Origin of the sequence: Streptomyces sp. NPDC051217 (assembly GCF_044455465.1) — a bacterium.
Classification (GTDB): domain Bacteria; phylum Actinomycetota; class Actinomycetes; order Streptomycetales; family Streptomycetaceae; genus Streptomyces.
On record NZ_JBITEV010000017.1, the window covers coordinates 64,879 to 88,969 of the forward strand.

The following is a 24,091-nucleotide window of genomic DNA, read 5'->3' on the forward strand; positions in this document are numbered from 1 at the left end:
ACAGTCGGCGCGCGGAGTCCGTACGACACGCGGCACACGGCGTTGACGGGCGGCTGCCCAACGCTCGGACGCTACGTCGTCCCGGTCAGCCCCAGGCGGGTACGAGAGGGCGCTGACGGGGGCAGTGTGGCCAGGATGTCGGCCAGAGTGGTCCCGGCGAGGCTGTCGCGCCACGCCTCGTACGCGTCCGCCATCTTCTCGGCGAGGACGCATGTGCGACGGCACTCCTCCGCCGGCAGCGCGCCGCGTCCCCGCCGGCGGATCTCGCGGCACTCGTACGGCGGTGACGTGCCGTCGACGGCCTCGACCACCTGAAGGAGTGTGATCTCGGAAGCGGGCCGCGCGAGCCGGAATCCGCCGCGTGGCCCGGTGGTCGCGGTCAGCAGGCCGGCCCTGACGAGCGTCTTCAGCTGCTTGGCGAGATAGGGGGCTGGCAGGTCGTAGTACCGCGCGAGCTGCGCCGTCGACGCGCCGGTCCCCGGATCGAGCTGCGCCAGTGACGTGGCGCAGTGCAGGACCCATTCGGTGCTCACAGGCAGCTTCACGACACCGATCGTATCGCAGATATCATGGACCTTCTTCATCCATGATTCTGTTACTGTCCGGGCGGGACCAGGAGAAGAGTTTCGAGAGAAGAGAGAACACCATGCGGATCGCAGTGGCCGGCGCGACCGGGAACATCGGGACCCTCACCGTGGCCGCGCTCGAACGAGGCGGCCACGACGTCGTACGCGTCAGCCGCTCGCTGGGCGTGGACCTGTCGACGGGCGAAGGGCTCGACACCGCGCTGACGGGCGTCGAAGCCGTCGTGGACGTCACCAACGGCCCGCCGGCCGACCGGGCCGGGACGATCGCCTTCTTCGGCGCCGCCACCGGCAATCTGCTCGCCGGCGAGGCGCGGGCCGGTGTCCGCCACCATGTCCTTCTCTCCATCGTGGGTGTCGACCGCGTGGAGGGCAACGCGCACTACGCCGGCAAGCGGGAGCAGGAGCGCCTGGTGACGGCCGGGCCGGTGCCCTGGACGATCGTCCCGGCGGCGCAGTTCCACGACTTCCCGGCGATGGTGGCGGGTTGGACCGAGCAGGACGGTGTCGCCATGGTCGCGCCGCTGCTCATGCAGCCCATCGCGCCCGCCGATGTGGCCGATGTCCTCGCCGAGATCGTGGCGGGCGAGCCGCGGGGACGGTATGTCGATGTCGTCGGGCCGGAGCCGCAGGACCTGGTGGACATGGCCCGGCGCACCAACGACGCACGCGGACACACCGTGAAGCTCGTGCCGACCTGGTCCGCGATCTTCGGCCCGGAGATGGCCGGCAACGTCATGCTGGCGGGCGAGAACGCCCGTATCGCGCCGACGACCTTCGACGAGTGGCTGGCGGAGCAGCGGTAATCGGCGCAGCGGTGACTCTCCCGGCCGCGCGGGCATCCGGGTGTATCACGTGGCGTTGCGCGTCAGCCGGGCGCCGGATTCCGGCTCCGGGCCCGAGCCGGGCGTGCGACGCGGCGTCGGTACGACAGGGTCGTCGGCCGCCCGGCCCTTGCCGCGCAGTCGGTCCATCTCCCGCCATTCCGGCCGCAGTCCGGTGAGATTCGTCGTGAGGAAGTACGCCGCCCCTCCCACCAGCAGCACCGGCGCCAGTCCGATCGAGGCCACGGCAGCGCCGCCGATCAGGCCGCCGAGCGGCATCCCGGACCAGGAGAGCGCGCCGCTGAGCGCCTTGACCCGGCCCAGCAGACGGCGGGGTACGCGTTCATAACTGACCGCCGCCAGAATGGGGTTGAGGAAGCCGGCGCCGAAGCCACCGATCGCGAACACGACCACCACGGTCCACAGCGGTGCGGGCGAGGCGAGGATCAGCCAGCGCGGCGCGCCCGCGAGCAGGAATCCGGCGAAGAACACCGGCCGACGCCGCATCCGGTGCGCGACGCCCGCCGCTATCAGGCTGCCGCCGATCGCGGCGAGTCCGCCCGCGCCCGCGCACAGGCCGATGGCGCTCGGTCCGTTGCCCGATTCCTTGGCCCAGACGGGCAGGAGCACGGCGCTGAACGCCGCGTCGAGGAAGTTGGTGACCATGACCATCACGACGATCGTGAGCAGCAGCGGCTCGCTTCGCAGGAAGGTGAAGCCCTGGCCGAACCGCCGCCAGTAGCCCGGCTCCGTGGGGGTGTCGGCGGCGTCCTGCGGCAATGGGGCGTGTGGGACCGGGCGGCCCATGCCGCGTGGCAGCACCAGCCCGATGATCACCGAACCGAGCGCGAAACAGGCCGCGTTGACGCTCAGCCCGGTCAGCGGACCGAGGAGGGCGATCAGGGCGCCGCCCGCCGCCGGGCCGGTGGTCGAGGCGAGCCGTTCGGTCACGCCGGCGAAGCCGGTGGCCCGCTCCAGAGGTACGCGGCCGCGGTCCGCCGCCTCCGGAACCATCACGTCCTTCGCGAGATCGCCGGGCCCCCGCGCCGCACCGATGAGAGCGACGAGCACGAGCAGCAAGGGGAAGGAGAGCAGGTCCGCGGCGTGCAGTACGGGTACGGCGAAGGCGGCGGCGGAGCTGACCAGGTCCGTGGTCCAAGAGATGGTCCGGGGCCCGGCCCGGTCCACCAGCGGGCCGGTGAACGCCTTCACCACCACGTACGGCGCCATCTCGCAGAAGGCCACCACCCCGGTCCGGGTGGCACTGCCGGTGGTGACGAGGACGAACCAGGGCAGTGCGATGGCCGAGACCCGCGTACCGGTCAACGACACGGCCATCGCGGTGAGTACGCCGACGAGCGGCAGCAGCGTACGCCGCCGCGACACGTCGTCGGAGCCCTTCACCCCCGGCATACCTCCCCCGGGCTTCCTCACGAGGTCTCCGTTCCCCGCCGCCGTTCGGGAGCCGGATCGCCGTCGTCGCCGATCTCGTCCGAGGTGTCGGCGCCGGGGGTGTCGGGCACGTCCAGCTCCGGCAGGATCTGGGAGATGAGGGAGACGCGCTGGGCGCCCTCGGGCGCCTCGGCAGCCGTCTCCGGAGTGTCCGACCGGTAGCGGGCGAGGAGTGTGTACAACTCCTCCCGCAGGTTCACCGTCTCCTCGGGGGTCAGCCGCAGTGACCAGTCGCTGATGTCGAAAGTTCCGCGCCACCGGCCGGGCATCGTCTGGAGCTCGCTGAGCGCGCGTTGAGTGCGCAAGGTGTAGGCGGCGGCGACGGACTGGAGATACGCCAGGGCAGCCTCGGGCTCCCGTTCCGCGAGGTCGGGCTCGCGGAACCATGTCGACTGGTGGACCGCGCGCCACCAGCGTTCCCGCGCGTTGCCGCGCTCCGTGTCCTCCTCGACGAACCCGGCGTCGCCGAGCTGGCGCAGGTGGTAGCTGGCCGTGCCGGAGTTGACCCCCAGCCGCTCGGCCAGCCGGGTGGCCGTCGAGGGGCCGAACTTCCGCAGCAGGCCTACCAGTTGGACACGTACCGGATGCGCCAGGGCGCGCAGACCCTTGGCGTCCAGGACCACCGTGTTCGACTCGTGCTTCGGACCGCGCGGGGCGTCGTTCGAATCCGTCATGCCGGGCAGCGTAGACCGCCAACAACTCTTTGCGAAGGGATGTTCGCGAAGAAATCTTTGCGAAGGGATCCTTGCGAAGGAGTCTTGGTGATGGGCACCCTCGGTCAACCGCGCGCGCCTTCCGTCGCGGCCAGCCACTTGGCCAGCAGGGATTCGAGCTGCTCGACCTCGTCGCCGGTCATCACGTCGAGCAGGCGGCGCTCGTTGGCCATGTGTTCCGAAAAAGCGCGGTCGATGAGGACACGGCCCGCCGGGGTCAGTGCGACGACCCTGCCGCGCCCGTCGCTCTCGCTCACCCGCCGGGAGACCAGCCCGGCGTGTTCGAGCCGGTCGACGCGTTTCGTCATCGCGCCCGTGGTGACCATGGTGTGCTCGGCCAGCTCGCCGGGGGCGCGTTCGTACGGCGCGCCCGCTCGCCGCAGGGCCGCGAGCACGTCGAAGTCGCCCTCCCCCAGCCCGTACTTCCGGTACACGACGCACAACTCCTCGGTGATATAGGCGCCGAGGCGGTGCAGCCGTCCGATCACACCCTGGGGGCGTACATCGACGTCCGGGCGCTCGCGGGCCCATTCCCGCTGGATACGGGCGACGCGGTCAACACCGCTGATGCGATCAAGGAGATCAAGGGATTCGGCCATGCAGGGAACAATACCTTCCTAGGAAGATATTATCGTCGCCATGGAATCCACCGCCCGCTGGTCACTCGTCACCGCCCTCGCGCCCATCGCGTGGGGCACGACGTACTTCGTCACGCAGCGCCATCTGCCGGCTGACCACCCGCTGTACGGGGCGGTGTTCCGGGCGCTGCCCGCCGGGATCCTGCTGCTGGCGCTCAGCCGGCGCCGGCCGCACGGCGCGCTGTGGTGGAAGGCGCTGGTGCTCGGCACCCTGAACATGGGCGCGTTCTTCGCCCTCGTCTACGTGGCCGCGCAACTCCTGCCGACCAGCATCGCCTCGACGGTCATGGCGACCGCGCCGGTGGTGATGATGCTGCTGGCCTGGCCGCTGCTGGCGGAGCGCCCGCACTTACTGCCGGTCGTCGGCGCCGGCGTCGGGATCGCGGGCGTCTGCGTCATGCTCCTCACGAACGCGACCGGGATCGATCCGCTCGGCGTACTCGCCTCCGTCGCGGCCATGACGATGTCGTCGGTCGGCTTCATACTCACCAAGAAGTGGTGCCCGGACGTCGACGTGCTCGCACTGACGTCCTGGCAGCTCATCGCCGGAGGGGCCGTTCTCGTGCCCGTCGCGGTCGCCGTCGAAGGGGCGCCGCCGGTCCTGGACGGCGGCGCGGCGCTCGGTTTCGTCTATCTGTCCGCCGTGGCGACGGCGCTCGCCTTCACCGCGTGGTTCAACGGCCTGCGGCACCTGAGCGCCGGGACGGTGGGGCTCATCGGTCTCCTCAACCCGGTCACCGGCGTTCTGCTCGGCACGCTCGTCGCCGGAGACACCCTCACCGCGCGCCAGGGCATCGGGCTGGTACTGGTGTTCCTCGGCATCGTGCTGGGGCAGCCTGGCGTGACGCGCGCCGTGCGTGCCCGGCGCGCCCGCCGGTCGGCGGCCCGGGCCGGCGCCGCCGAGTCACCCGAAGCTGAACGCCCGCGCCAACAGGTCTGATTCCGGGCCCGGCCGGGACCCAGGGCCTGGTCACGAGCCGGAGACGGACCCGCCGCCCCTCAGTGCACGTGGAATCCGCCGTCCACGAAGACCGACTGCCCCGTGACGTACGAGGAAGCCCGGCTCGCCAGGAACACCGCCGCGCCCGCGAAGTCCTCCGCCACCCCGTTGCGCCCGATCATCGTGCGCGCCGCGAGCGCGGCCACCCGCTCGGGGTCGGACGACAGCCGCTCGTTGAGCGGCGTCAGCACGAAGCCCGGCACGAGGGCGTTGCAGGTCACCCCGTACGGCGACCACGCCTCGGCCTGGGAGCGGGTCAGCGACTCCAACGCGCCCTTGGAGACGCCGTAGACACCGCTCTGGACGAAGGCCCGGTGTGCCTGCTGCGACGTGACATGGATGATCCGTCCGAAACCGCGCTCGGCCATGCCGGGCCCGAACCGCTCGCCCAGCAGGTACGGCGCCTGAAGATTCACCGCCATCGTCGCGTCCCACACGTCGTCGCCGGTCTTCCCCATCGGAGGCCGCAGGTTGATCCCCGCGCAGTTGACGAGGGTGTCGGGTTCGCCGAAGACCTCCGCCGCCTCGTCGGCCGCCGTACGCACGCCCTCGCGCGTCCCGAGGTCGCCGGCCACCCATGCCGCCCGGCAGCCACGGTCCGTCAACTCGTCCACGGTGGCGGCCAGTTCGGCCTCCCGGCGCGCCACGATGACGACGCTCGCCCCGGCTCGGGCAAGGGCCCGCGTGATGCCCTTGCCGATGCCGGAACTTCCGCCGGTGACGAGGGCCACCCGGCCTTCCAGGGAGAAGAGTTCGGAGAGGTACGCCTGCGATTCCATCCCCGCAGATTAGACGTCGCGCCGGGCTCCCGGCCTGGTGGGGGGCGTGCCCCGAGCGCGGACCGATACGGGAAACCGATCGGTCGAACCCCTTGACGCATCGGAGAAGAGCCCTCAGGATCCTGTCTCGGAAACGATTCCATGGAAACGTTTCCAGGAGCCTGGCCGGGATGAGGTACCTCGGGTTACCGTCCCGTCGGTCCACCAGCCCGGCGGACCGCCCCACGCCCCACCGCGCCCGACCGCCCGACCGCCCGTATCCGATCCGCAAGAGGCACCCATGGACAGCACCGTGACCATCAAGGACGTCGCCGCACTCGCCGGCGTCTCCGTGGGTACGACGTCCCGGGTGCTCTCCGGCAACCCCTCCACCTCCCCCGCCGCCCGTGAACGCGTCCACGCCGCCGTCGCGGAACTCGGCTACCGGCCCGACGCCCGTGCGCGCTCCCTGCGTTCGGCCCGTTCGCACACGGTGGGGCTGCTCATCTCCGACGTACGCAACCCGTTCTTCGCGGACGTGGCGCACGGCGCCGAACAAGCGGCGCTGCGCTCCTCGTACGTGACTCTCCTCGCCAACGCCAACGAGGATCCGCGGCAGCAGGACACCTACCTGGAGTCCTTCCTCACCCAGCGGGTCGACGGCATCATCATCGCTCCGCAGGGCGAGGACAGCGCCCACCTCCGGACCCTCGCCACCACCGTGCCCCTCGTCTTCGTCGACCGGACCGTCGACGGGTTCGAGGTGCCCAGCGTGACCTCCGACAACGCGCTGGGCATCGACCAGGCCGTCGCCCATCTCGCCGACCGCGGTCACACCCGCGTCGGCTACATCGGCGGCCCCCGGTCCATCTCCACCGGCCGCGCGAGACACGACGCTTTTGTTCTCGCCGTCGCCCGGCACGGTCTCGATTCCGACCCGGAGCTGATCACCTCCGGGGACTTCCGGTCGGCGAGCGGTTCGACGGCCGCCGACCGGCTGTTGTCGGGCGGACGGCCGCCGACCGCGCTGCTCGCGGCCGACAGTCCGATGGCGGTCGGCGCGCTCGGCGCGCTGCGCCGCCGGGGGCTGCGGATCGGATCGGACATCGATCTGGTGGCCTTCGACGACATCGAGTGGTTCTCCGAGCTCGATCCGCCGCTCACCGTCGTCGCGCACGACGCGCAGGCCATGGGGTCGACGGCGATGGGACTCCTCCTCGACGTCATCGAGGGCCGCACACCCGAATCGGTCGTGCTCCCGACGCGCCTCGTCGTGCGGGAGTCGTCGGGCGGGACACCCCGCAAGGCGTAGGCGGCAGGAGGCGTACGCGGCCACACCCCGGCCCGCGCCCCGCAGTCCGGAACTCCGTCTCCCACCCTTCGACCCATGTGTCGACGGGACCGGCGCACGGCCGCCGTCACGTCGTACGTCAGACAACCGCCCATCCGTACAAGGCCCTTCGCGGGAAGCGGCACGCCCGACCGGCGCCCCCGCCGCCCTTACCGCGCCTGCCTTCCACACCCAAGAACGGGGATCCCCCATGCCCACCACCGTCTTCGTCGTCGGCAGCCTCAACGCCGACCAGCTCCTGGAGGTGCCCGCGTTCCCAGCGGCCGGCGAGACCGTGCTCGCCTCGGGCGCGACGGTCACCGCCGGTGGCAAGGGCGGCAACCAGGCCGTGGCCGCCTCACGGGCGGGCGCCGCGGTCGTCATGATCGGCGCGCTCGGCGACGACGCGCACGGCCGGCTCGTACGCCGGGCGCTGACGGAGTCCGGGGTGGACACCAGGTGGGTGGGAACGGCCGGCGGTACGCACACGGGCACGGCTGTCGTCACCGTCGAGGCGGGTGGCGAGAACCGCATCATCGTCTCGTCCGGTGCCAACGCCCGCCTCACCCGTCAGGATGTCGAGTCGGGGCTCGCCGGGGCTGCGCCGGGCGACCTCGTACTCCTCCAACTGGAGACCCCGGGGGCGGTGGTCGCCCACGCGGCCCGCTTCGCCAAGGAGCGGGGTGCCACCGTCGTACTCAACGCGGCCCCCGCGCCCGCCGACACCGGCTGTCTGACGACCGACATCGATCTGCTGGTGGTCAACGAGGGGGAGATGCGGGCGGTGGCCGGGCTGGTCGGGGCCGGGGCGGGCGCCGACGACCGGGGCGAGGTGCGCCGGGGCGAGGTGCGGGAAACGGTGCTCGCGACGGCCCGGGCGCTGGACTGCGTGGTCGTCTGCACCACGGGCGCGGACGGGGCGTACGCCAACGTCGGCGACCGGGTGGCGCACATCCCCGCCGTACAGGTCACCGCGGTCGACACCACCGCGGCCGGAGACACCTACACGGGCTATCTCGCGGCGGCCCTCGCCCGGGGCGAGACCGATCTGCCCGGGGCACTGGCGACCGCTTCGGCCGCCGCCGCGGTCGCGGTGACCCGGCGCGGGGCGATGGCCTCGATCCCGTACGCGCGCGAGATCGGTGAGGCACCCGCGTACGCCGGCACCGGGCCGGGCACCGACATCACCCAACTCACCACGAAGGACTGACACATGAGAATCGCTCTGGGCAACGACCACGCCGGACACGCGCTGAAGGAGCATGTGCGCGGCGTTCTTGAACGGCTCGGCCACGACGTCCTCGACCGCGGCACCGACAGCGACGCGCCAGTCGACTTCCCCGACATCACCTTCGCCACCTGCGACGCCGTACGCACCGGCGAGGCCGACCGCGCCGTGCTCGTGTGCGGCACCGGCGCCGGTGCGCTGATGGCGGCCAACAAGATCGCCGGGATCCGCTGCGGTCTCGGGCACGACGTCTACTCGGCCCACCAGTCGGTCGAGCACGACGACGCGAACGCCATCGCGATGGGCGCCTGGCTGATCGGCCCGGCGATGGCCGGCGCGGTGGTCGAGGCGTTCCTCGGCGCGACGTTCGACAACGACGAGGACACCGTCCGGCGGGTCGCCAAGCTCCACGAGCTGGAACTCAGGTCGGCCCGCGAACTCACCGCGGGCCGGACCGTCGCGCCGCCACCCGCCCTGGACAGCTGAGAGTCGCCCTCCGCCTCCCCGAACCCCGCACCCCCGTCCCCACTCCCCACGCACACCACCCGCAGCAGTACCCCCACCGCGTAACCGGTGATCAAAGGAGATTAGGAGTTACGGCATGAGCGCGAGCAACAGCGCATCCTCCCCGGCCACCGTCACCGCTCAGGACGGCAGCACCCGCGGCAAGCTGAGGACCTCCCTCGGAGCCGCCGCCGGAACCTGCGTGGAGAACTACGACTTCGTCGCGTACGGCACGGCGTCCGCCCTCTACTTCGGTGACGTGTTCTTCCCCGAGTCCGATCCCGTCGTCGGCACCCTGCTGGCCTTCGTCACGCTCGGCGTCGGCTTCCTGATGCGCCCCATCGGCGGCGCCGTCGGTGGCCATCTCGGCGACAAGTACGGCCGTAAGCCCGTCCTGGTCGCGGCCCTGCTGACGATGGGCATCGCCACGGTCCTCATCGGTGTGCTGCCCACCTACGCTCAGGCCGGCATCGCCGCGCCGATCCTGCTCGTGCTGATCCGTATGGTCCAGGGCCTGGCGTTCGGGGCCGAGTGGGGCGGCGCCGTGATGATGGCGTACGAGCACGCACCGCGCAGGCGGCGCGGTCTGTACGCGGCGATACCGCAGGCGGGCAATCCGCTCGGCATCGCGCTGGCCAACATCGTCTTCCTGCTGTCGGTGAACCTCGACAGCGACTGGGCATGGCGCGTTCCGTTCCTGGCCAGCTCGGTACTGATCGTCGTCGGCCTCGTCGTCCGGGTGAAGCTCACGGAGTCGCCGGAGTTCGAAGAGACCAAGGCGAGCGGCCAAACCGTCAAGAACCCGCTCCTGACGGTGTTGCGCGACGACTGGCGCAACATCCTGCGGATCATCGCGCTGCGCGTCGTCGAGTCCTGCGCGTACTACCTGACGGCGACGTATCTGCTCTCGTACATCACGGACCGCGACGAGGACGACCGGGGCATCGCGCTCGCGGGCATCGTCATCGCGAGCCTGCTCGCGGTGGGTACGACCGTGCTGTCCGGGGCGCTGACCGACCGGATCGGCCGGCGGAAGCTGTATCTGGCCGGGTGTCTGCTGGCGGTCGCCTTCGGCTTCCCGATGTTCCTGATGGCCAACACCGGCAATCCGGTGCTCGTCGTGCTGATCTATCTGATCGCGATCGGCGTGATCCACGCGGCGCTGACCGGGACGCAGGCGGCCTGGTTCGCTGAGTTGTTCAAGACCAACACCCGTACGTCCGGCGCCTCGTTGGGCTATCAGATCGCGGCGTCAGTGGCCGGGTTCGCGCCGTTCCTGGCCGTGCTGCTGGCGGAGTCGTTCGGCTGGGCGGGCCCGGCCGGTTTCTACGTGGTCATCGGTCTGGTCGGCCTGCTCGGCGTCGCGACGACGCGGGAGACCTGGGGTCCGCGCGAGCGCGCCGCGGCGGAGGCCGCCGACGAGACGATCACGCGGCCGCGCGCGGCCGAGCGGACGGCGGCCGGATCGGAGGGAACGGCGCGCCGCCCCTGACGCCGGTGAGCGTCCGCGGCGGCCTCGGCGCCGAATACTTCTGTGGTGGGTGGGCTCCACCCGCTCCACCCGCCACAGAAGACGCCGCCGCCCCGCCTGGATCTCACCGCCGCGCGGATGCGCCCGTTCACCCGGGCGGTGCTGCGCGTCACCGAGGGGCACGACGTCCTCGTGGGCCGGGTCCGTTATCGGCAGGGGCTCGGCCGCTCAGCCGTGATCGGTGTCGATGACGCAGAAGCGGTTGCCCTCGGTGTCGGCGAGGACGACGAAGTCGGCGTCGTCGGGATAGCGGTCCCAGTCGACGCGTTCGGCGCCCAGGGAGACCAGGCGCTCCACTTCCGCGGCCTGCTCGGCGGCGTCGCGCGCGTAGAGATCGAGGTGGACGCGGGGGTGTTCCTGCACCGGCGTCACGCTGAGCCCGAGAGAGAGACCCGGCCCGGGGCCGTGCGCGGGGACGAGGACGACCCAGTCGTCCTCCACCACGCCGTCACGCGGAACGTAGTCCAGGGCCCGGGTCCAGAAGTCCGTGGCGCGGCGGACGTCGGCGGCACCCATCACGATGGTCCCGATAGTGATCATCGTGCGATGGTGTCAGAGTCCGCCGACAGTGATCAATCCGATTCGGCTGTTCGACGGCGGGAATCCGCACGCCTGAACGCGAGCGCACAAGAGAACCCCGGCAGCTTGATCTTCCGATCCCGCTACCGGGGTTCAAGGTCTCCGTTTTCGCGCCGACGCCTCCCGGCGCCGCTCATCCGCGTTTCGAGGCGTCGCCGTAACGGCGCTCGAATCGCTCCACACGACCCGCGGTGTCAAGAACCTGCGAGTTACCGGTGTAGAAGGGGTGGCTCGCCGACGATGTCTCGACGTCGATCACGGGGTACCTCTTCCCGTCCTCCCACTCGATGGTCTTGTCGGAGTCGGCTGTCGACCGCGTCAGAAACGCGTAGTCGGCGGCGCGGTCCCGGAATACCACCGGACGGGACACGGGGTGTATACGAGACTTCATACGGGATCCTCCTATCGCCGACCACCTGAGGCCTCTTCTCCCCCAGGTATCTAGTAGAACGGCGCGCGGGGCCCGGGTATTCCGCTGAATTCCGGTGGGCCAGCCATGGCCGGAAAAGAGGTAGTTGAACCGCACGACCCCCGACTGACCAGGTGTTCCGGTGATATTCTCGTTATATGGCTGACCGAATACATCGGGTCACTGTGGAAGGCTCCCGGATCACCACTCCGCGGTTGACCCTCCGACCATGGGCGCCGGGCGACGCCGAAGCCGCGCTGCCCGTCTACGGTGTTGACAAGGTGTCCCGATGGCTGGCCCCGGCCCTGGAGCCGGTGTCCGACCTGGCGGCCATGGAGCGCCTCATCGAGCGCTGGATGACCGAGTCGGCCACCCTCGAACCTCCCCAGGGCCGGTGGGCCATCTCGCTGCGCGAGACCGCCGAGCTGATCGGAGGTGTGGCCCTGCTGCCGCTCCCTCCGTTCGGCAGCGATCTGGAGATCGGCTGGCAGCTGGCGCCCGATCTGTGGGGTCAGGGCCTGGCCGCCGAGGCCGGGCATGCCGTGGCGCACCAGGCTTTCGAGTCGGAGGCCGGCGTGGAGGAACTGTTCGCGGTGGTACGGCCCCGGAACAGGCGCGGTGCGGCGACGGCCCGACGGGTCGGGATGGAGTGGGTCGGCGAGACGGAGAAGTACTACAACCTGTCATTGCAGGTCTACCGTCTGCGCAAAGGTGATCTCGACGCGAGCGGTCCCACGGCGGCCATGCGCTGAGGGCATTGTGGTCAGCCGGGACGAACGGCCCCCGCCGCGGGCCGAGTTACTCCGCCGGGGATTCGCCCGGATCATCCGCGAAGCCCCGGTGTTCGACAAGTGGGCCCACTTCCATGCCCTTCGACCGGCAGCCGTCGACAAGGTCGGGCAGCGCCTCCAGCGCCGACCGCCAGCAGCCCGGCGCCGACGTCCGGTCGGAGTCGTGGAGAAGTACCGTGCCGCCGCCACGCAGATCGCGTCGCACGTTCGCCAGCACCGACGCGGCGGTCGCCTCGGCGGTCCAGTCCTTTCCCCACGCTGTCCAGAGAACCGGCCGCAGTCCCGTCCGCCGGGCGGCGAGCAGACGGCCGCCGGTCAGGATTCCGTAAGGCGGCCTGTACCAGAGCGGTGGGGTTCCGCAGACGGAGCGCACCACCTGGGCGGCGCGGGCAAGCTCACGAGTGTCCTGGCCCGGGGTGGGCAGCCAGGGGCGGCTGTGCGTCCACCCGTGCACCGCGACCTCATGACCCCGGCGTGTGATCTCGCGGCCGAGTCGCGGATGGCGCAGGAGAGCGGCGCCGATCACGAAAAAGGTCGCGTGGGTGTGGAGTTCGTCGAGCAGGTCGAGAAAGCGCGGTGTGGATCGCGGATCCGGGCCGTCGTCGAAAGTGAGTGCCACATGGTCGGAGCGGCCGACGCCGGCCAGCCCGGGGAAGAACGCTCTGCGCGGTCCCGCGAGCCAGGTGCCGGCCGGAGCCATGTGGGCGGCGAGCGCCAGCGCCGGAGCGGTCGCGAGCAGACGGGTCGGGGTGACTGGGCCGAGGCCACGGCCACGCGGCGCCACCCGACGTCCCCGCACGGTCCCGGGATGAACGTCCATTCGGCCTCGCCCTTCGACAGTCAGGGTGCTGACCACGACCACAGGCCCCGCGGCGGTTTCCTCTCCGTAAGTATCCCGGCCCCCGCGACGGACGGCGACCCGCGAGCGCGGCGGCGTCAGCCGAAGCGGGAGGCGAGGCGCCGGAAGAGACCGGGCGCCACGCCCCGCAGTCGCCGGGGCAGGCCCAGCCAGCGCGGCGCGAAGACCTCTTCCCGCCCGTGCACGAGAGCGTCCCAGAGCGCTTCGGCGACCCGGTCCGGCGGGAGCGGACGGGGCACGCCCCGGGTGTAAGGGGTCCCGCGACGTTCGAAGAACGGTGTGTCCACGGCGGCGGGGACGACATGCAGGACGCGGACTCCGGTGTCACGCAGTTCGTGGCGAAGTGACTCGGCGAGGGCTTCGATACCGGCCTTCGCGGCCGAGTAGACGACTTCCTGGCGCACGCCGTAGGTACCCGCCGTGGAACCCACCAGCACGATCTGCCCCCGCCCTGCGGCGAGCATGCCCGGGAGGACGAGCCGGACGAGATGTGCCACCGCTGTCAGGTTCACCGTGAGTACCTCGTCGACGGCGGCCGCCGGCATCGACGGCAGTGGGCCGGCCCACCCGACCCCGGCAGCGGCCACGAGCAGGTCGATGTGGCCGACGGCATCGAGAGCGCCCGTCACCAGGTGTTCGACCCCGGCGGACGTGGCGAGGTCTGCCCGCAGGGGAATGGACGAGGTCAGGCCTGCGATCTCCGCCAGGCGCCGTTGGTCCCGACCGCTGACCACGAGCCGCCAGCCACGCTCGGCGGCGATCCGCTTGGCCACCGCCGCCCCGATGCCTGACGAGGCTCCGGTGACCAGAGCGGTGCGCGGGGTCGGCTGTCCGGGGCCGGACGGGGCGCGGGCGGTGTCGGCCTGATCGGGGCGGGAAAGGCTGGGTGCCATGGCTGCCCCTGTATCGACGCCGTGAGCGGCCGTCGCCGCGATGTGGCGGCTGACCAGGACGGAAGACGCCTGGCCCGCCAAGTGGACTCATCGGGATATGACCCGTCCAGGGGCCGCACAACCCTTCATGGCCGACATTCACACCAAGGGCTTCCGCCGGTCCTGGCCGGTGTGAGCGTCCCGTTTGAGATCGCGCGGAGCCCGGTACATCGGGATGAGCAACAGTGAACTCGATGCGGAGCGGGCATGGATCCCTCGTCCGGGAACGACGGAAAGACATCCACGGGCAAGCGTTTCCTGATCGTGAGCGCCGGCATGGGGTCGGGCCACGCCGCGGTGGCGGCGGAGTTGATGAGGAGGCTGGAAGACACCGGGCACACCGCTGCCGAGGTGGACGTCCTCGAACTGCTGCCTCCCGGCGTCGGTCGCGGGGTGCGGGAGTTCTACCGGATGGCCGTCTGTCATATGCCCGCCGTGTACGCGGGTGTGTACGCGGTGTTCCTACGGCCCGGCAAGGGACCACGGCCCGGTAACGGACCGCTGGCCGCCCTGGCCGAGAAACGGTTTCTCCGGTTGGTCGAGGAGTGGCGACCGCATGTGATCGTTCCGGTGTTCCATCTCGCCGCCCAGCTCACCGGCAGGCTTCGGGCTCGGGGGAGCCTGACCGTACCCAGCGCCGTGGTGATCACGGACTTCGCGGTCCACCGGCAGTGGCTGCACCCGGGCAACGACCTCAGTCTGTGCCTCACGTCCGGTATCGCCGGTGAGGTACGGCGCGCGGTGGGCCGCTCCGCCGTTGTCTCGGGCCCCCTCGTGGCGGATCGCTTCCGCGCACCGGCGGAGGCTGACGGCTGGGCGGGCGTCCTCGGTGGTACGGAGCGGGGACCCGTGCTGATCTCGACGGGTGCCTGGGGGGCCGGAAATCACGTGCGGGGGACGGCACGGGTCATCGCCGACGCGGGTTTTCTGCCGGTCGTCCTCTGCGGCAGGAACAATCAGCTCCGCTCGCGGGTGTCCCGGACGCCCGGTGTCATGGCCCTCGGCTGGGTGACGGACATGCCCGGCCTGCTGGCCGCGTCCCACGCGCTCGTCGACAACGCCGCCGGACAGACGGCTCTGGAGGCACTGGCGACGGGACTTCCGGTGATCGGCTACCGGCCCATTCCCGGGCACGGCAAGGACGGAGTGCGACGGATGGCCGAGGAGGGCCTCACGGCCCACGCGACCGGTCCGCGGTCGCTGGTCCGGGTCCTGGACGAGGTGACGGTGCCAGGTCCCGTACGCGAACGGCGCGCCGCCGAGGCTCGGCGTCTGTTCGCCGCCGACGCGCTGCCGCGCCTGGAGGATCTGGCAGGGGCATGGCCAGGCCCCCCGCCGTAGGTCCCGTGTGACATGACGTCAACCAGCTGGTTTGGCCATGCACTTGACAAGGTCTAGACCTTCCCATTCAATCCAATCGACACACCTCCCGCACATCTCCTCCTTGGCCCTGTCGCGTCGTCGGCAGGGCTCTGTGCGCCGTTGGCGCGAAGGGAAAACATTCAGAGATGTTGAGCAAATCCGGCAGAGGCCTCTCCCTCCTGCGCTCCGCGATCCTCATCGCGGTCGCGGCCCTCATCGCCACTCTCTTCACCGCCCCGGCCGCCCAGGCCGCCGACGGTCAGATCACCGGTCTGGGCGGCAAATGCGTCGACATCGCCGGGGCGAGCAGCGCCAACGGCACCCCCGTACAGATCTACGACTGCAACGGCAGCAACGCCCAGCGCTGGTCGAACCCGGGTGACGGCACGCTGCGCGCACTCGGCAAGTGTTTGGACGTCTCCAACAACAGCACCGCCGACGGAGCCCTCGTCCATCTGTGGGACTGCACCGGCGCCGCGAACCAGCGCTGGACCGTCTCCGGCGCGAACGACATCGTCAACCCCCAGGCGAACAAGTGCCTGGACATCCAGAACCGCAGCACGGCGAACGGCACCCGGCTCCAGATCTGGACCTGTACGGGCCAGTCGAACCAGAAGTGGAACGCGCCCAGCGCCGGTGGCGGAAACCCGTCGCCGGGCGGCTTCGTCGTCAGTGAGTCCCAGTTCAACCAGATGTTCCCGGGCCGCAACGGCTTCTACAGCTACGGCGGTCTCACCGCCGCGCTGAGCGCCTACCCGGCCTTCGCGAACACCGGCAGCGACACCGTCAAGCGCCAGGAGGCCGCGGCCTTCCTCGCCAACGTCAGTCACGAGACCGGCGGTCTCGTCCACATCGTCGAGCAGAACACGGCCAACTACCCGCACTACTGCGACACGTCGCAGTCGTACGGCTGCCCGGCCGGTCAGGCCGCGTACTACGGCCGCGGTCCGATCCAGCTCAGCTGGAACTTCAACTACAAGGCGGCCGGTGACGCGCTGGGCATCAACCTGCTCGCCGACCCGTGGCGTGTCCAGAACGACTCGGCCGTCGCCTGGAAGACCGGCCTCTGGTACTGGAACACCCAGAACGGTCCCGGCACGATGACCCCGCACAACGCGATGGTCAACCAGGCCGGCTTCGGCCAGACGATCCGCTCCATCAACGGCTCGCTGGAGTGCGACGGACGCAACCCCGCCACGGTCCAGAGCCGGATCAACAACTACCAGCGCTTCACCCAGATCCTGGGTGTCTCGCCGGGCGGCAACCTGTACTGCTGATCCGCGTCGGCAGGACGGTCACACCGTGTGGCCCCGGGGGCTCTCCCCCGGGGCCACACGCCGTCCGTCCGCCCGCGTCAGCGCGGCACTTCCTCCTCGTGCAGTTCCTTGACCTGACTGTCCGTCAGGGCCTTGTCGTAGACGCGCACCTGGTCGATCGATCCGTTCCAGAAGTCGCCCTTGGCGCCGTCGTACTTGGCGCGGCCGACCGACAGCGGTCCGGTGCTCACGTCGACCGGACCCGCCGCGGCGGTCGCGGCCGGCACACCGTCGACGTACAGCCTGATGTCGTCGGACGCCGAGTCACGGACCCCGACGAGGTGGTACCAGCGGCCAGTCTCCGGCTCGGTCACCAGGCGTGCGCGGTTGCCGCCGGGAGTGCTGAACGCGAACGCGCCCTGGCCGTACTGGAGATAGAACGGATTCTCCGTACGCCGGCCGTCCTGGCTGACCGCCGTCGCGTAGTTGCCGGGGAGGGCATCGAGAGTGACCCACGCCGACACCGAGTAGCTCTTGGTGGTGTCGACCACCGGTCCTTCGGTCTGCGCGTACTGGCCCTTTCCGTCGAAGGCCAGTGCCGAGCCGCTGACGCCAGGTGTCCAGGCCGGACCGCCGACGAGGCTCAGCGGCTCGCCGTTCGGGCCCGTGTCCCGGGACGTGGTGCCCTTCCCCTCGTCCAGCGGCCAGTGCCCGCCGCCGCTCAGCTCATCCCGCTCGCCGGCTTCGGCCCCGGCCTTGATGACCTTCAGGTTGACGGCCCGCACCCGCGCGGGGTCGACCTTGATCTGCCGGCGGTCGTAGGTGTAGAAGCCGTTGAGCTCGTTCTCCAGGTCGCTGACCTGGGTGTAGACGGAGCCCGACAGCTCCGCGTTCGCCGCTTCGAGATAGAACTCGGTGGTGTTCTCGACGTACTTCGCGGTGAGCGCGTCCTTGTCCGCCACCCCGCTGTAGATCGCGGCGGGCGGGCCCGGCCACATGTGCCCCGGGGTGCGGAGCGTGAAGCCGCCGTGCTCACCGTCCATCGCGGCGCGATGGTCGGGGAACGGGGCGTCGTTGTTGAGATAGTCGTGGTGGTCGATGATCTCGCCCTTGCCCGAATCCCCCTTGGACGAGCAGCAGTTGACGCCACTGTGCGCGTTGACGATCCGGGAGGGGTCGGTCTGCTTCACCGATTCGGCGATCCGGCCGGTCTCCTCACGGTTCCACTCGCCCCAGCCCTCGTTGAAGACGATCCAGCCGATGACGGAGGGCGAGTTGTGCAGCTGCCGCATCATCCGCATGCCCTCGTCGACGAAGGTCCGCCGGCCCGCCTCGTTGGTGATGTCGCTGGAGACGAAGTCCTGCCAGACGAGCAGACCGAGCTTGTCGGCGTGGTGGTAGAAGCGGGCCGACTCGACCTTGATGTGCTTGCGTACGGCGTTGAAGCCCAGCTTCTTCTGGGCTTCGAGGTCGAAGGCGAGCGCCGCGTCGCTGGGCTGGGTGTAGAGGCCGTCGGGCCAGAATCCCTGGTCCAGCATGGCGAGGGAGAAGATCGGCTTCCCGTTGAGCACGAGTTTCTGGTAGCCGCCGACCTCCTCGACGCCGACGGACCGCATGCCGAAGTAGCTGTCGACGCTGTCGGTGGAACGGCCGTCGGTGAGGGTGACGTCGAGGTCGTAGAGGTACGGGTCGTCCGGGGTCCAGAGCCGCTGGTTCTTGATCGGGAGGCGCAGTTCGGTGCCGGGCCGGCCGCTGACCGCCGAGACGATCCTGCCCCTGGCGTCGCGGGCGACCGCCCTGACCTTGGCGTCGGGTGAGGCCTTGGCGGAGTTGACGGTGACGGCCAGGCTGCGGGAGTCGATGTCGGGCGTGGTGAGGAGTTCGTCGACGGCCGCCGTCGCGACCGGCTCCATCCAGACCGTCTGCCAGATGCCCGAGGACTGGGTGTAGACGATGCCGCCGGGGTCGGTCGACTGCTTGCCCATCGGCTGGTTGGGGCCGTTGGTGTCGGTGACGGCGACGACGATCTCCTGCGGGCCCTCGCCGCCGTTTCTGAGCGCGTCGGTGATGTCGGCGCCGAACGCCGTGTATCCGCCGGTGTGTTCGGTGACCTGGGTGCCGTTGACCCAGACGCGGGTCGCGTAGTCGACGGCGTCGAAGTTGAGCTTCAGCCGCTTGCCGCTGCCGACCTTCCAGTTCTTCGGGACCTCCACGAGCTTGCGGTAGAACATGTGGTCCTCGTGGCGTTCGAGACCGGAGAGCTGCGACTCGACCGGGAACGGCACGATGATCTTCTCGTCCAGGTCCTTGCCGAAGACCGGCGATTCGCCCTTCCGCGCGCCCGCGAACTGCCAGGGCCCGTTCAGGTTCTTCCAGTTGTCGCGCACCTGCTGCGGACGGGGGTACTCGGGCAGCGGGTTGTCCGGGTCGAGCCTGTCGCCCCATTCGGTGGTGAGCCGGTGCGTGGAGTCGTTGGCCGCCGTGCGCATGATCTCCGGCACGGTCTCGCCGCCGGCCTGGAGGCCGCCCTGACCGTCGTAACGGAAGCTGACCCGCTGGTCCTTCTGGACCGTCGCCCGCAGTGTGATGTCCAGGGAGTAGGGGTCACCGGGTGTGCGGGCGACGGAGGAGACCGGCATCGGGGTCGTGTCGACCTCGATCTTCAGATGGTCCTTGACCGCCGCGATCGTGCCGCCGACCTTGGACTCGAAGGTCGCGCGGAGCCGGCGGCCGTCCTTCCCGACCGTCGGCGAGACCGGGTAGACCTCGAAGTCGGCGGGCGGGGTGAACGCGGACTCGGGGACGATCTGCTTCGGGGTCCCGGCACCCGACCAGCGCAGGAACATGTTCGCGCCGCCGGTGTCCTGGAACATCTCGACCCGGATCTCCTGCGGCTCACCGGCGGTGAGCGTCACCGGTTCGCTGGTCTGCTCCTTGTCCCAGTCCGGCTCCCAGTGGTCGATCACCGCCCTGTCGCCGATCCACACCCGGAAGCCGTTGTCGCCGGTCGCGTAGAAGGTGTAGTCGCCGCTCGCGGGGGCCTCGATACGCCCGGTCCAGCGGGCCGTGGTGTGCTCCGTACGGCCGGTCAGGGACTCGAACGTCGTTGCCAGGCCCGGGAATTCGATCTGCGGGTCGAGGGCCACTCCCCCGAGGTCGGCGAAGTCGCGCGCGCCGGGCGCGGACATGCTGAAGTACTCGCCCTTGAGGCCGTGCACCTCGTCCGCGGGTGCGTCGGCGGACGCCGTGACCGGGGACGCCGTGCCGTCGGAGGCGGCCGTCGCGGCGGGGGCGAAGCCGCTCGTCGGCAGGAGGAGGGCGACGGCGAGCAGGAGCGAGCGCAGCAAGGGGCGGGAGCGGAGCGGTGGGCGTGAGCGGGTGGCGGGCTTTCGTCTCATGGAAGTCCTCGATGTCCTCGCGCGGACGGGGGCGGAAGGGATTTCGTCCCGGTCATTACAACGTTGGAAAGAGTCCGCAGCGGAATGACAGCACGCGCGCTCGGCGGGTGTCCAGAGTTACGACAGAAGGTGTTCGTGGTGCGCCGGTGGCCCACGGTGGAGAAATGACGTTGCCGTGGGCGGGGTTTCGGCTCTACCGTCGGTCCCATGAAGCGTGCCGCCATGACGACGACGCCGGAGAGTGTCCCGGCGCGCTGACTGCTGACCCAGTTCGAAGCCCCGGGGCGAGTGCCCCGGGGCTTCGCCACGCGGTCACTCGCTCCGCACCAGCGAGGAGACCACGATGCACGACCACCGCAGACTCGGCCGCGAATTGGGCCTGTTCGACACCGACCCGCTGATCGGCGCCGGGCTGCCGTACTGGCTGCCCGACGGCGCGACCGTACGGCACGCCCTGGAGGAGTACATCCGCGGCGTGGAGCGGCGCGCGGGCTACCGCCATGTGTACTCGCCGGTGCTGGGCAAACGGGAGTTGTACGAGATCTCCGGGCACTGGTCGCACTACGAGGACGACATGTTCCCGCCGATGGATCTGGGCGGTGAGGAATTCGTCCTGCGGCCGAGCCTCTGTCCGCACCATGCGCTGATCTACCGGTCCCGCGCCCACAGTTACCGTGAACTGCCGCTCCGGATGGCCGAGTTGGGCGGCATGTACCGCTCCGAGCTGTCCGGTGTGCTGGGCGGCCTCACCCGCGTACGGTCGATCCAGCTCAACGACGCGCACATCTTCTGCACCCTGGACCAGGTGGCGGGCGAGGCGCGGGCGGCGCTGGAGCTGATCCGGCGGGCGTACGAGGCGCTGGGCATCCGACCCGCGCGGTTCCGGCTCTCGTTGCCGGGCCCCGGCGGGAAGTACGTCGCCGATCCGGCCCTGTGGGAGCGGTCCGCGGCGCTGCTGACCGAGGTCCTGGACAGCTCGGGTGTCGCGTATGAGGCGGTGGAGGGCGAGGCGGCGTTCTACGGCCCGAAGATCGACGTCCAGATCGCCGACGAGGCCGGACGGGAGTCGACCTTGTCGACCGTCCAGGTCGACTTCCACCAGCCGGAGCGGTTCGATCTGCGTTACATCGGCGCGGACGGTGCCAAGCACCGGCCCGTGATGATCCACCGCAGCGTCATCGGCAGCGTGGAGCGGGCCGTGGCACACCTCGTGGAGCAGCACGGCGGCGCCTTTCCCGGCTGGCTCGCGCCGACCCAGGTCGTGGTGCTTCCCATCTCCGACACCCAACTCCCGCAGGCCGCGGAGCTCGTGGAACGTTGTGCGCGGCGGGGGCTGCGGGCGGAGGTGTCGGGGCCTGAGCACGGCACCCTGGGCGCGCGTGTGAGGGCGGCCAGGCTGGTGCCGTACCAGGCGGTGATCGGGGCGCGGGAGGCCGCCGGGGACTCGGTGGCGCTGCGCCTGCGGGACGGGCGGCGCGTGGACGCCCTGCCGGCCGCGAACCTGCTGGACCGTGTCGGTGCGCTGGTGGGCGCGTTCAGCACCGACCTCTGGGACGAGGGCGGGGACAAGGACGGGGACTGACCCGCCCGGTGTCCGTGGCCGCTGATCCGCACGTTCCCCGCGAAGGCGGATCTACCCGCGGGCCGAGGGGACGGCCGACCGACGGCCCGCTCACTCAGGGGCGGGTCGCGGTGGCCGGGAACAGGTGCCGCCCGATCTCCACGCTGTACGACGACGGTGAACGGTTCCGTACGGCCGTCGACATGGCCCGCCATCGATTCGGGTCCGGGCACTACCGCTACTTTTACGCACGACCTCCCGCGCCTGGTATGGGAGTTGCGTGCCGCGTCCTACCCCCGGCTGCTGCCGGTCGCTCGTGACCGGTCCCGGAAGCCGGGTCACCCCGCGCCCTGGCCCGGCACCCCGGACGAGTGGCTGACGGGGAGCCCCGGGCCCGTCGCGCGTGGGGGATCCGCAAGCGCCGCGGCCGACACACTGCCCGCTGCCGGTCCCGACCGGCCCGCGAGTGGAGAATCCAGAGGTGACGGATTCCTCACCAGACGCCGGATTCAGCGGGCAGACACAGTGCGACGGCCCCAGGCCCACACCGTGGCGGGCCTTCCTGCGCACCGAGACGGGAAGCGCCGCCGTTCTGCTGGCCGCCGTGCTGGCCGCGCTCGCCTGGGCGAACGCCGACCTCTCCTCGTACGACCGCTTCTGGCGGACGCATGTCGGGCTGTCGTTCGGATCGCGAAGCCTCTCCCTCGAACTGCGCGACTGGGTCAACAGCGGTCTGATGTCGGTGTTCTTCTTCGTCGTCGGTCTTGAGGCGCGCCGCGAGCGGGACCTGGGCGAGTTGCGCGACGCACGGCATATCGCGCTCCCCGTGTTCGTCGGGGTCAGCGGCATGCTCGTGCCCGTCGCGATCTATCTGCTCATCAACGCCGGGGACGGCGAGACCCGCGGCTGGGGCGCCGCGATGTCCACGGACACCGCCTTCGCCCTGGGCATGCTGGCTCTGCTCGGCAAACGCCTGCCCACGGGGCTGCGTACGTTCATCCTGGCCGTGACCGTCGTCGACGACTTCGTGGCGCTCGCGGTCATCACCTTCGGATACAGCGAGAGTGTCGCACCCGTCGCGCTGCTCGTGGCCCTCGGGATCCTCGGCGTGATCGTGCTGCTGCGGCACCAGGGCGTACGCCGGGGCGGGTGGTACGCGGTGCTGGCGACGGCCGCGTGGGTCGCGCTGTGGGAGTCCGGCGTCGACCCCGTCGTCATCGGGCTGGTGATGGGGCTGCTCACCTTCGCGTATCCCGCCGCCCGAGGCGATCTTGAACGCGCCACCGGTCTCTTCCGCCGGTTCAGGGAGCAGCCGACACCGGAGCTCGAACGCTCCGCACGGATCGGGCTCGCGACGGCGATCTCGCCCAACGACCGGCTGCTGCGGATGTATCACCCGTGGTCCAGCTATGTGATCGTGCCGGTGTTCGCGCTGGCCAACGCCGGGATCCAGATCAGCGGCGACGAACTGTCGCAGGCCTTCACCTCCCCCGTCACGCTGGGCATCGTGTGCGCCTTCGTCGTGGGCAAGCCGATCGCGGTCCTCAGCGCCGCGTGGCTGACCACGCACTTCAGCCACGGCCGGCTGCGCCCGCCCGTGGGATGGGGCGCTGTCGCGGCCGGCGGGACGATCGCGGGTGCCGGATTCACCGTGTCGCTGCTGATCGCCGCCCTCGCCTTCGACGGCGAACAGCTTGAGAACGCGAAGATCGGCACGCTCACCGCGCTGCTCAGCTCGTTCCTGCTGACCTGGGCGGTCAGCGCCGTGATCGGGCTGCTGCCGAAGCGGCGCCGTACCCGCGCCCTGCTCGGCACCGCCGAGTCGATCATCGACCTCGCGGTCCCCGTCGATCCCGAAACCGACAAGATCCGCGGCCCGTTGGAGGCACCGGTCACCGTTGTGGAGTACGGCGACTTCGACTGCCCGTACTGCGGAAGGGCCGAGCCGGTCATCAGGGAGCTGCTGGCCGACTTCGGAGATGTCCGTTACGTGTGGCGGCACCTACCGCTGACCGACGTGCATCCGGGCGCGATGCTCGGTGCGGAGGCGTCGGAGGCCGCTCACGACCAGGGCGCGTTCTGGGAGATGCACGATCTCCTGCTCGCGCGCGAGGGCACGCTCCGGTTCGCGGAAGCACTCCGCCTCGCGGACGACCTCGGTCTCGACACGGAGCGCTTCGAGCGGTATCTGCGGCACCACAAGGGCAGGGCGCGGATCGACGACGACGTGAGGTCCGCCGACCTGAGCGGGGTGTCGGGGACGCCGACGTTCTTCATCAACGGGCGCCGCCACCACGGGGCGTACGACATCGACCACCTCTCGGCGGCGGTGCGCACCGCCCGGCAACGGGCGGCACTCGCCGAGCCGGACTCGTGACGCCC

20 protein-coding genes and 2 pseudogenes are annotated in these 24,091 nt (G+C 70.6%); 12 read left to right on the forward strand and 10 right to left on the reverse strand.

Translation table 11 applies throughout. From position 1 onward, the window contains the following. Positions 1–71: 71 nt before the first annotated feature. Complete coding sequence (locus tag ACIBBB_RS30265; protein ID WP_398987580.1) at positions 72–545, reverse strand: RrF2 family transcriptional regulator; 474 nt, start codon at positions 543–545, stop codon at positions 72–74. Between the two features lie 101 nt (positions 546–646). On the opposite strand from ACIBBB_RS30265, the gene ACIBBB_RS30270 reads away from it, so the two are divergent. Then, positions 647–1,390, forward strand: a complete 744-nt coding sequence (locus ACIBBB_RS30270) for an SDR family oxidoreductase (RefSeq protein WP_398987582.1) — start codon at positions 647–649, stop codon at positions 1,388–1,390. 45 nt (positions 1,391–1,435) lie between these two features. Here the strand turns inward: ACIBBB_RS30270 and ACIBBB_RS30275 are convergent, their stop codons facing one another. The 3 genes from ACIBBB_RS30275 to ACIBBB_RS30285 form a co-directional block, all read right to left on the reverse strand. Beyond that, entirely contained in the window at positions 1,436–2,821 is a 1,386-nt protein-coding gene (locus tag ACIBBB_RS30275; RefSeq protein ID WP_398987760.1) for an MFS transporter, read from the reverse strand. Positions 2,822–2,838: 17 nt separating this feature from the next. Then, the gene (locus ACIBBB_RS30280) at positions 2,839–3,534 is read right to left on the reverse strand and encodes an ArsR/SmtB family transcription factor (RefSeq protein ID WP_398987584.1); all 696 of its coding nucleotides are present in this window, start codon (positions 3,532–3,534) and stop codon (positions 2,839–2,841) included. A gap of 104 nt (positions 3,535–3,638) precedes the next feature. Next, positions 3,639–4,172, reverse strand: coding sequence for a MarR family winged helix-turn-helix transcriptional regulator (locus ACIBBB_RS30285; RefSeq protein ID WP_398987586.1), 534 nt, complete (start codon positions 4,170–4,172; stop codon positions 3,639–3,641). Positions 4,173–4,212: 40 nt separating this feature from the next. Between ACIBBB_RS30285 and ACIBBB_RS30290 the strand changes: the two genes are divergently transcribed. After that, on the forward strand, positions 4,213–5,151 hold the full coding sequence (locus ACIBBB_RS30290; RefSeq protein ID WP_398987588.1) for a DMT family transporter: 939 nt from the start codon (positions 4,213–4,215) through the stop codon (positions 5,149–5,151). 59 nt (positions 5,152–5,210) lie between these two features. Here ACIBBB_RS30290 and ACIBBB_RS30295 read toward each other — a convergent pair whose 3' ends face one another. Continuing rightward, on the reverse strand, positions 5,211–5,990 hold the full coding sequence (locus ACIBBB_RS30295) for an SDR family NAD(P)-dependent oxidoreductase (RefSeq protein WP_398987590.1): 780 nt from the start codon (positions 5,988–5,990) through the stop codon (positions 5,211–5,213). Positions 5,991–6,270: 280 nt separating this feature from the next. Here ACIBBB_RS30295 and ACIBBB_RS30300 point away from each other — a divergent pair, with 280 nt between their 5' ends. The 4 genes from ACIBBB_RS30300 (at position 6,271) to ACIBBB_RS30315 (ending at position 10,523) form a co-directional block, all read left to right on the forward strand. After that, complete coding sequence (locus ACIBBB_RS30300) at positions 6,271–7,281, forward strand: LacI family DNA-binding transcriptional regulator (protein WP_398987592.1); 1,011 nt, start codon at positions 6,271–6,273, stop codon at positions 7,279–7,281. A gap of 229 nt (positions 7,282–7,510) precedes the next feature. Next, a complete protein-coding gene (locus ACIBBB_RS30305) occupies positions 7,511–8,509 on the forward strand; it encodes a ribokinase (RefSeq protein ID WP_398987595.1) in 999 nt (332 codons plus the stop codon). Between the two features lie 3 nt (positions 8,510–8,512). Continuing rightward, positions 8,513–9,013, forward strand: a complete 501-nt coding sequence (locus ACIBBB_RS30310) for an RpiB/LacA/LacB family sugar-phosphate isomerase (protein ID WP_398987597.1) — start codon at positions 8,513–8,515, stop codon at positions 9,011–9,013. A 115-nt stretch (positions 9,014–9,128) separates the two neighbouring features. After that, a complete protein-coding gene (locus ACIBBB_RS30315) occupies positions 9,129–10,523 on the forward strand; it encodes an MFS transporter (protein ID WP_398987599.1) in 1,395 nt (464 codons plus the stop codon). Between the two features lie 207 nt (positions 10,524–10,730). Here ACIBBB_RS30315 and ACIBBB_RS30320 read toward each other — a convergent pair whose 3' ends face one another. Together ACIBBB_RS30320 and ACIBBB_RS30325 are read right to left on the reverse strand one after the other, a co-directional pair. Further along, complete coding sequence (locus ACIBBB_RS30320; RefSeq protein ID WP_398987601.1) at positions 10,731–11,102, reverse strand: VOC family protein; 372 nt, start codon at positions 11,100–11,102, stop codon at positions 10,731–10,733. Positions 11,103–11,274: 172 nt separating this feature from the next. Next, positions 11,275–11,532, reverse strand: coding sequence for a type B 50S ribosomal protein L31 (locus ACIBBB_RS30325; RefSeq protein WP_398987603.1), 258 nt, complete (start codon positions 11,530–11,532; stop codon positions 11,275–11,277). A 233-nt stretch (positions 11,533–11,765) separates the two neighbouring features. On the opposite strand from ACIBBB_RS30325, the gene ACIBBB_RS30330 reads away from it, so the two are divergent. Next, a complete protein-coding gene (locus ACIBBB_RS30330; RefSeq protein WP_398987605.1) occupies positions 11,766–12,302 on the forward strand; it encodes a GNAT family N-acetyltransferase in 537 nt (178 codons plus the stop codon). Positions 12,303–12,348: 46 nt separating this feature from the next. Here ACIBBB_RS30330 and ACIBBB_RS30335 read toward each other — a convergent pair whose 3' ends face one another. Beyond that, positions 12,349–13,041 (reverse strand): polysaccharide deacetylase family protein, encoded by a 693-nt coding sequence (locus tag ACIBBB_RS30335; RefSeq protein ID WP_398987762.1) that lies wholly within the window; start codon positions 13,039–13,041, stop codon positions 12,349–12,351. A 236-nt stretch (positions 13,042–13,277) separates the two neighbouring features. After that, positions 13,278–14,093 (reverse strand): SDR family NAD(P)-dependent oxidoreductase, encoded by an 816-nt coding sequence (locus tag ACIBBB_RS30340; protein ID WP_398987607.1) that lies wholly within the window; start codon positions 14,091–14,093, stop codon positions 13,278–13,280. A 246-nt stretch (positions 14,094–14,339) separates the two neighbouring features. On the opposite strand from ACIBBB_RS30340, the gene ACIBBB_RS30345 reads away from it, so the two are divergent. After that, a complete protein-coding gene (locus ACIBBB_RS30345) occupies positions 14,340–15,473 on the forward strand; it encodes a galactosyldiacylglycerol synthase (RefSeq protein WP_398987609.1) in 1,134 nt (377 codons plus the stop codon). Between the two features lie 167 nt (positions 15,474–15,640). Continuing rightward, positions 15,641–16,771 carry a lectin gene (locus tag ACIBBB_RS30350; protein ID WP_398987611.1) on the forward strand — a complete coding sequence of 377 codons (1,131 nt, stop codon included), beginning with the start codon at positions 15,641–15,643 and terminating at the stop codon, positions 16,769–16,771. A gap of 77 nt (positions 16,772–16,848) precedes the next feature. On the opposite strand, the gene ACIBBB_RS30355 is transcribed toward ACIBBB_RS30350, so the two are convergent. After that, a complete protein-coding gene (locus ACIBBB_RS30355) occupies positions 16,849–20,148 on the reverse strand; it encodes a LamG-like jellyroll fold domain-containing protein (RefSeq protein ID WP_398987613.1) in 3,300 nt (1,099 codons plus the stop codon). Positions 20,149–20,425: 277 nt separating this feature from the next. Here ACIBBB_RS30355 and thrS point away from each other — a divergent pair. From thrS to nhaA, 3 genes and pseudogenes are all read left to right on the forward strand, one after another. Beyond that, positions 20,426–21,730 (forward strand): annotated as a pseudogene (thrS, locus tag ACIBBB_RS30360) (threonine--tRNA ligase); the annotation flags it as partial. A gap of 8 nt (positions 21,731–21,738) precedes the next feature. After that, positions 21,739–22,087 (forward strand): annotated as a pseudogene (locus ACIBBB_RS30365) (2OG-Fe(II) oxygenase); the annotation flags it as partial. A 103-nt stretch (positions 22,088–22,190) separates the two neighbouring features. Continuing rightward, entirely contained in the window at positions 22,191–24,086 is a 1,896-nt protein-coding gene (nhaA, locus tag ACIBBB_RS30370) for a Na+/H+ antiporter NhaA (protein WP_398987615.1), read from the forward strand. Positions 24,087–24,091: the final 5 nt, after the last annotated feature.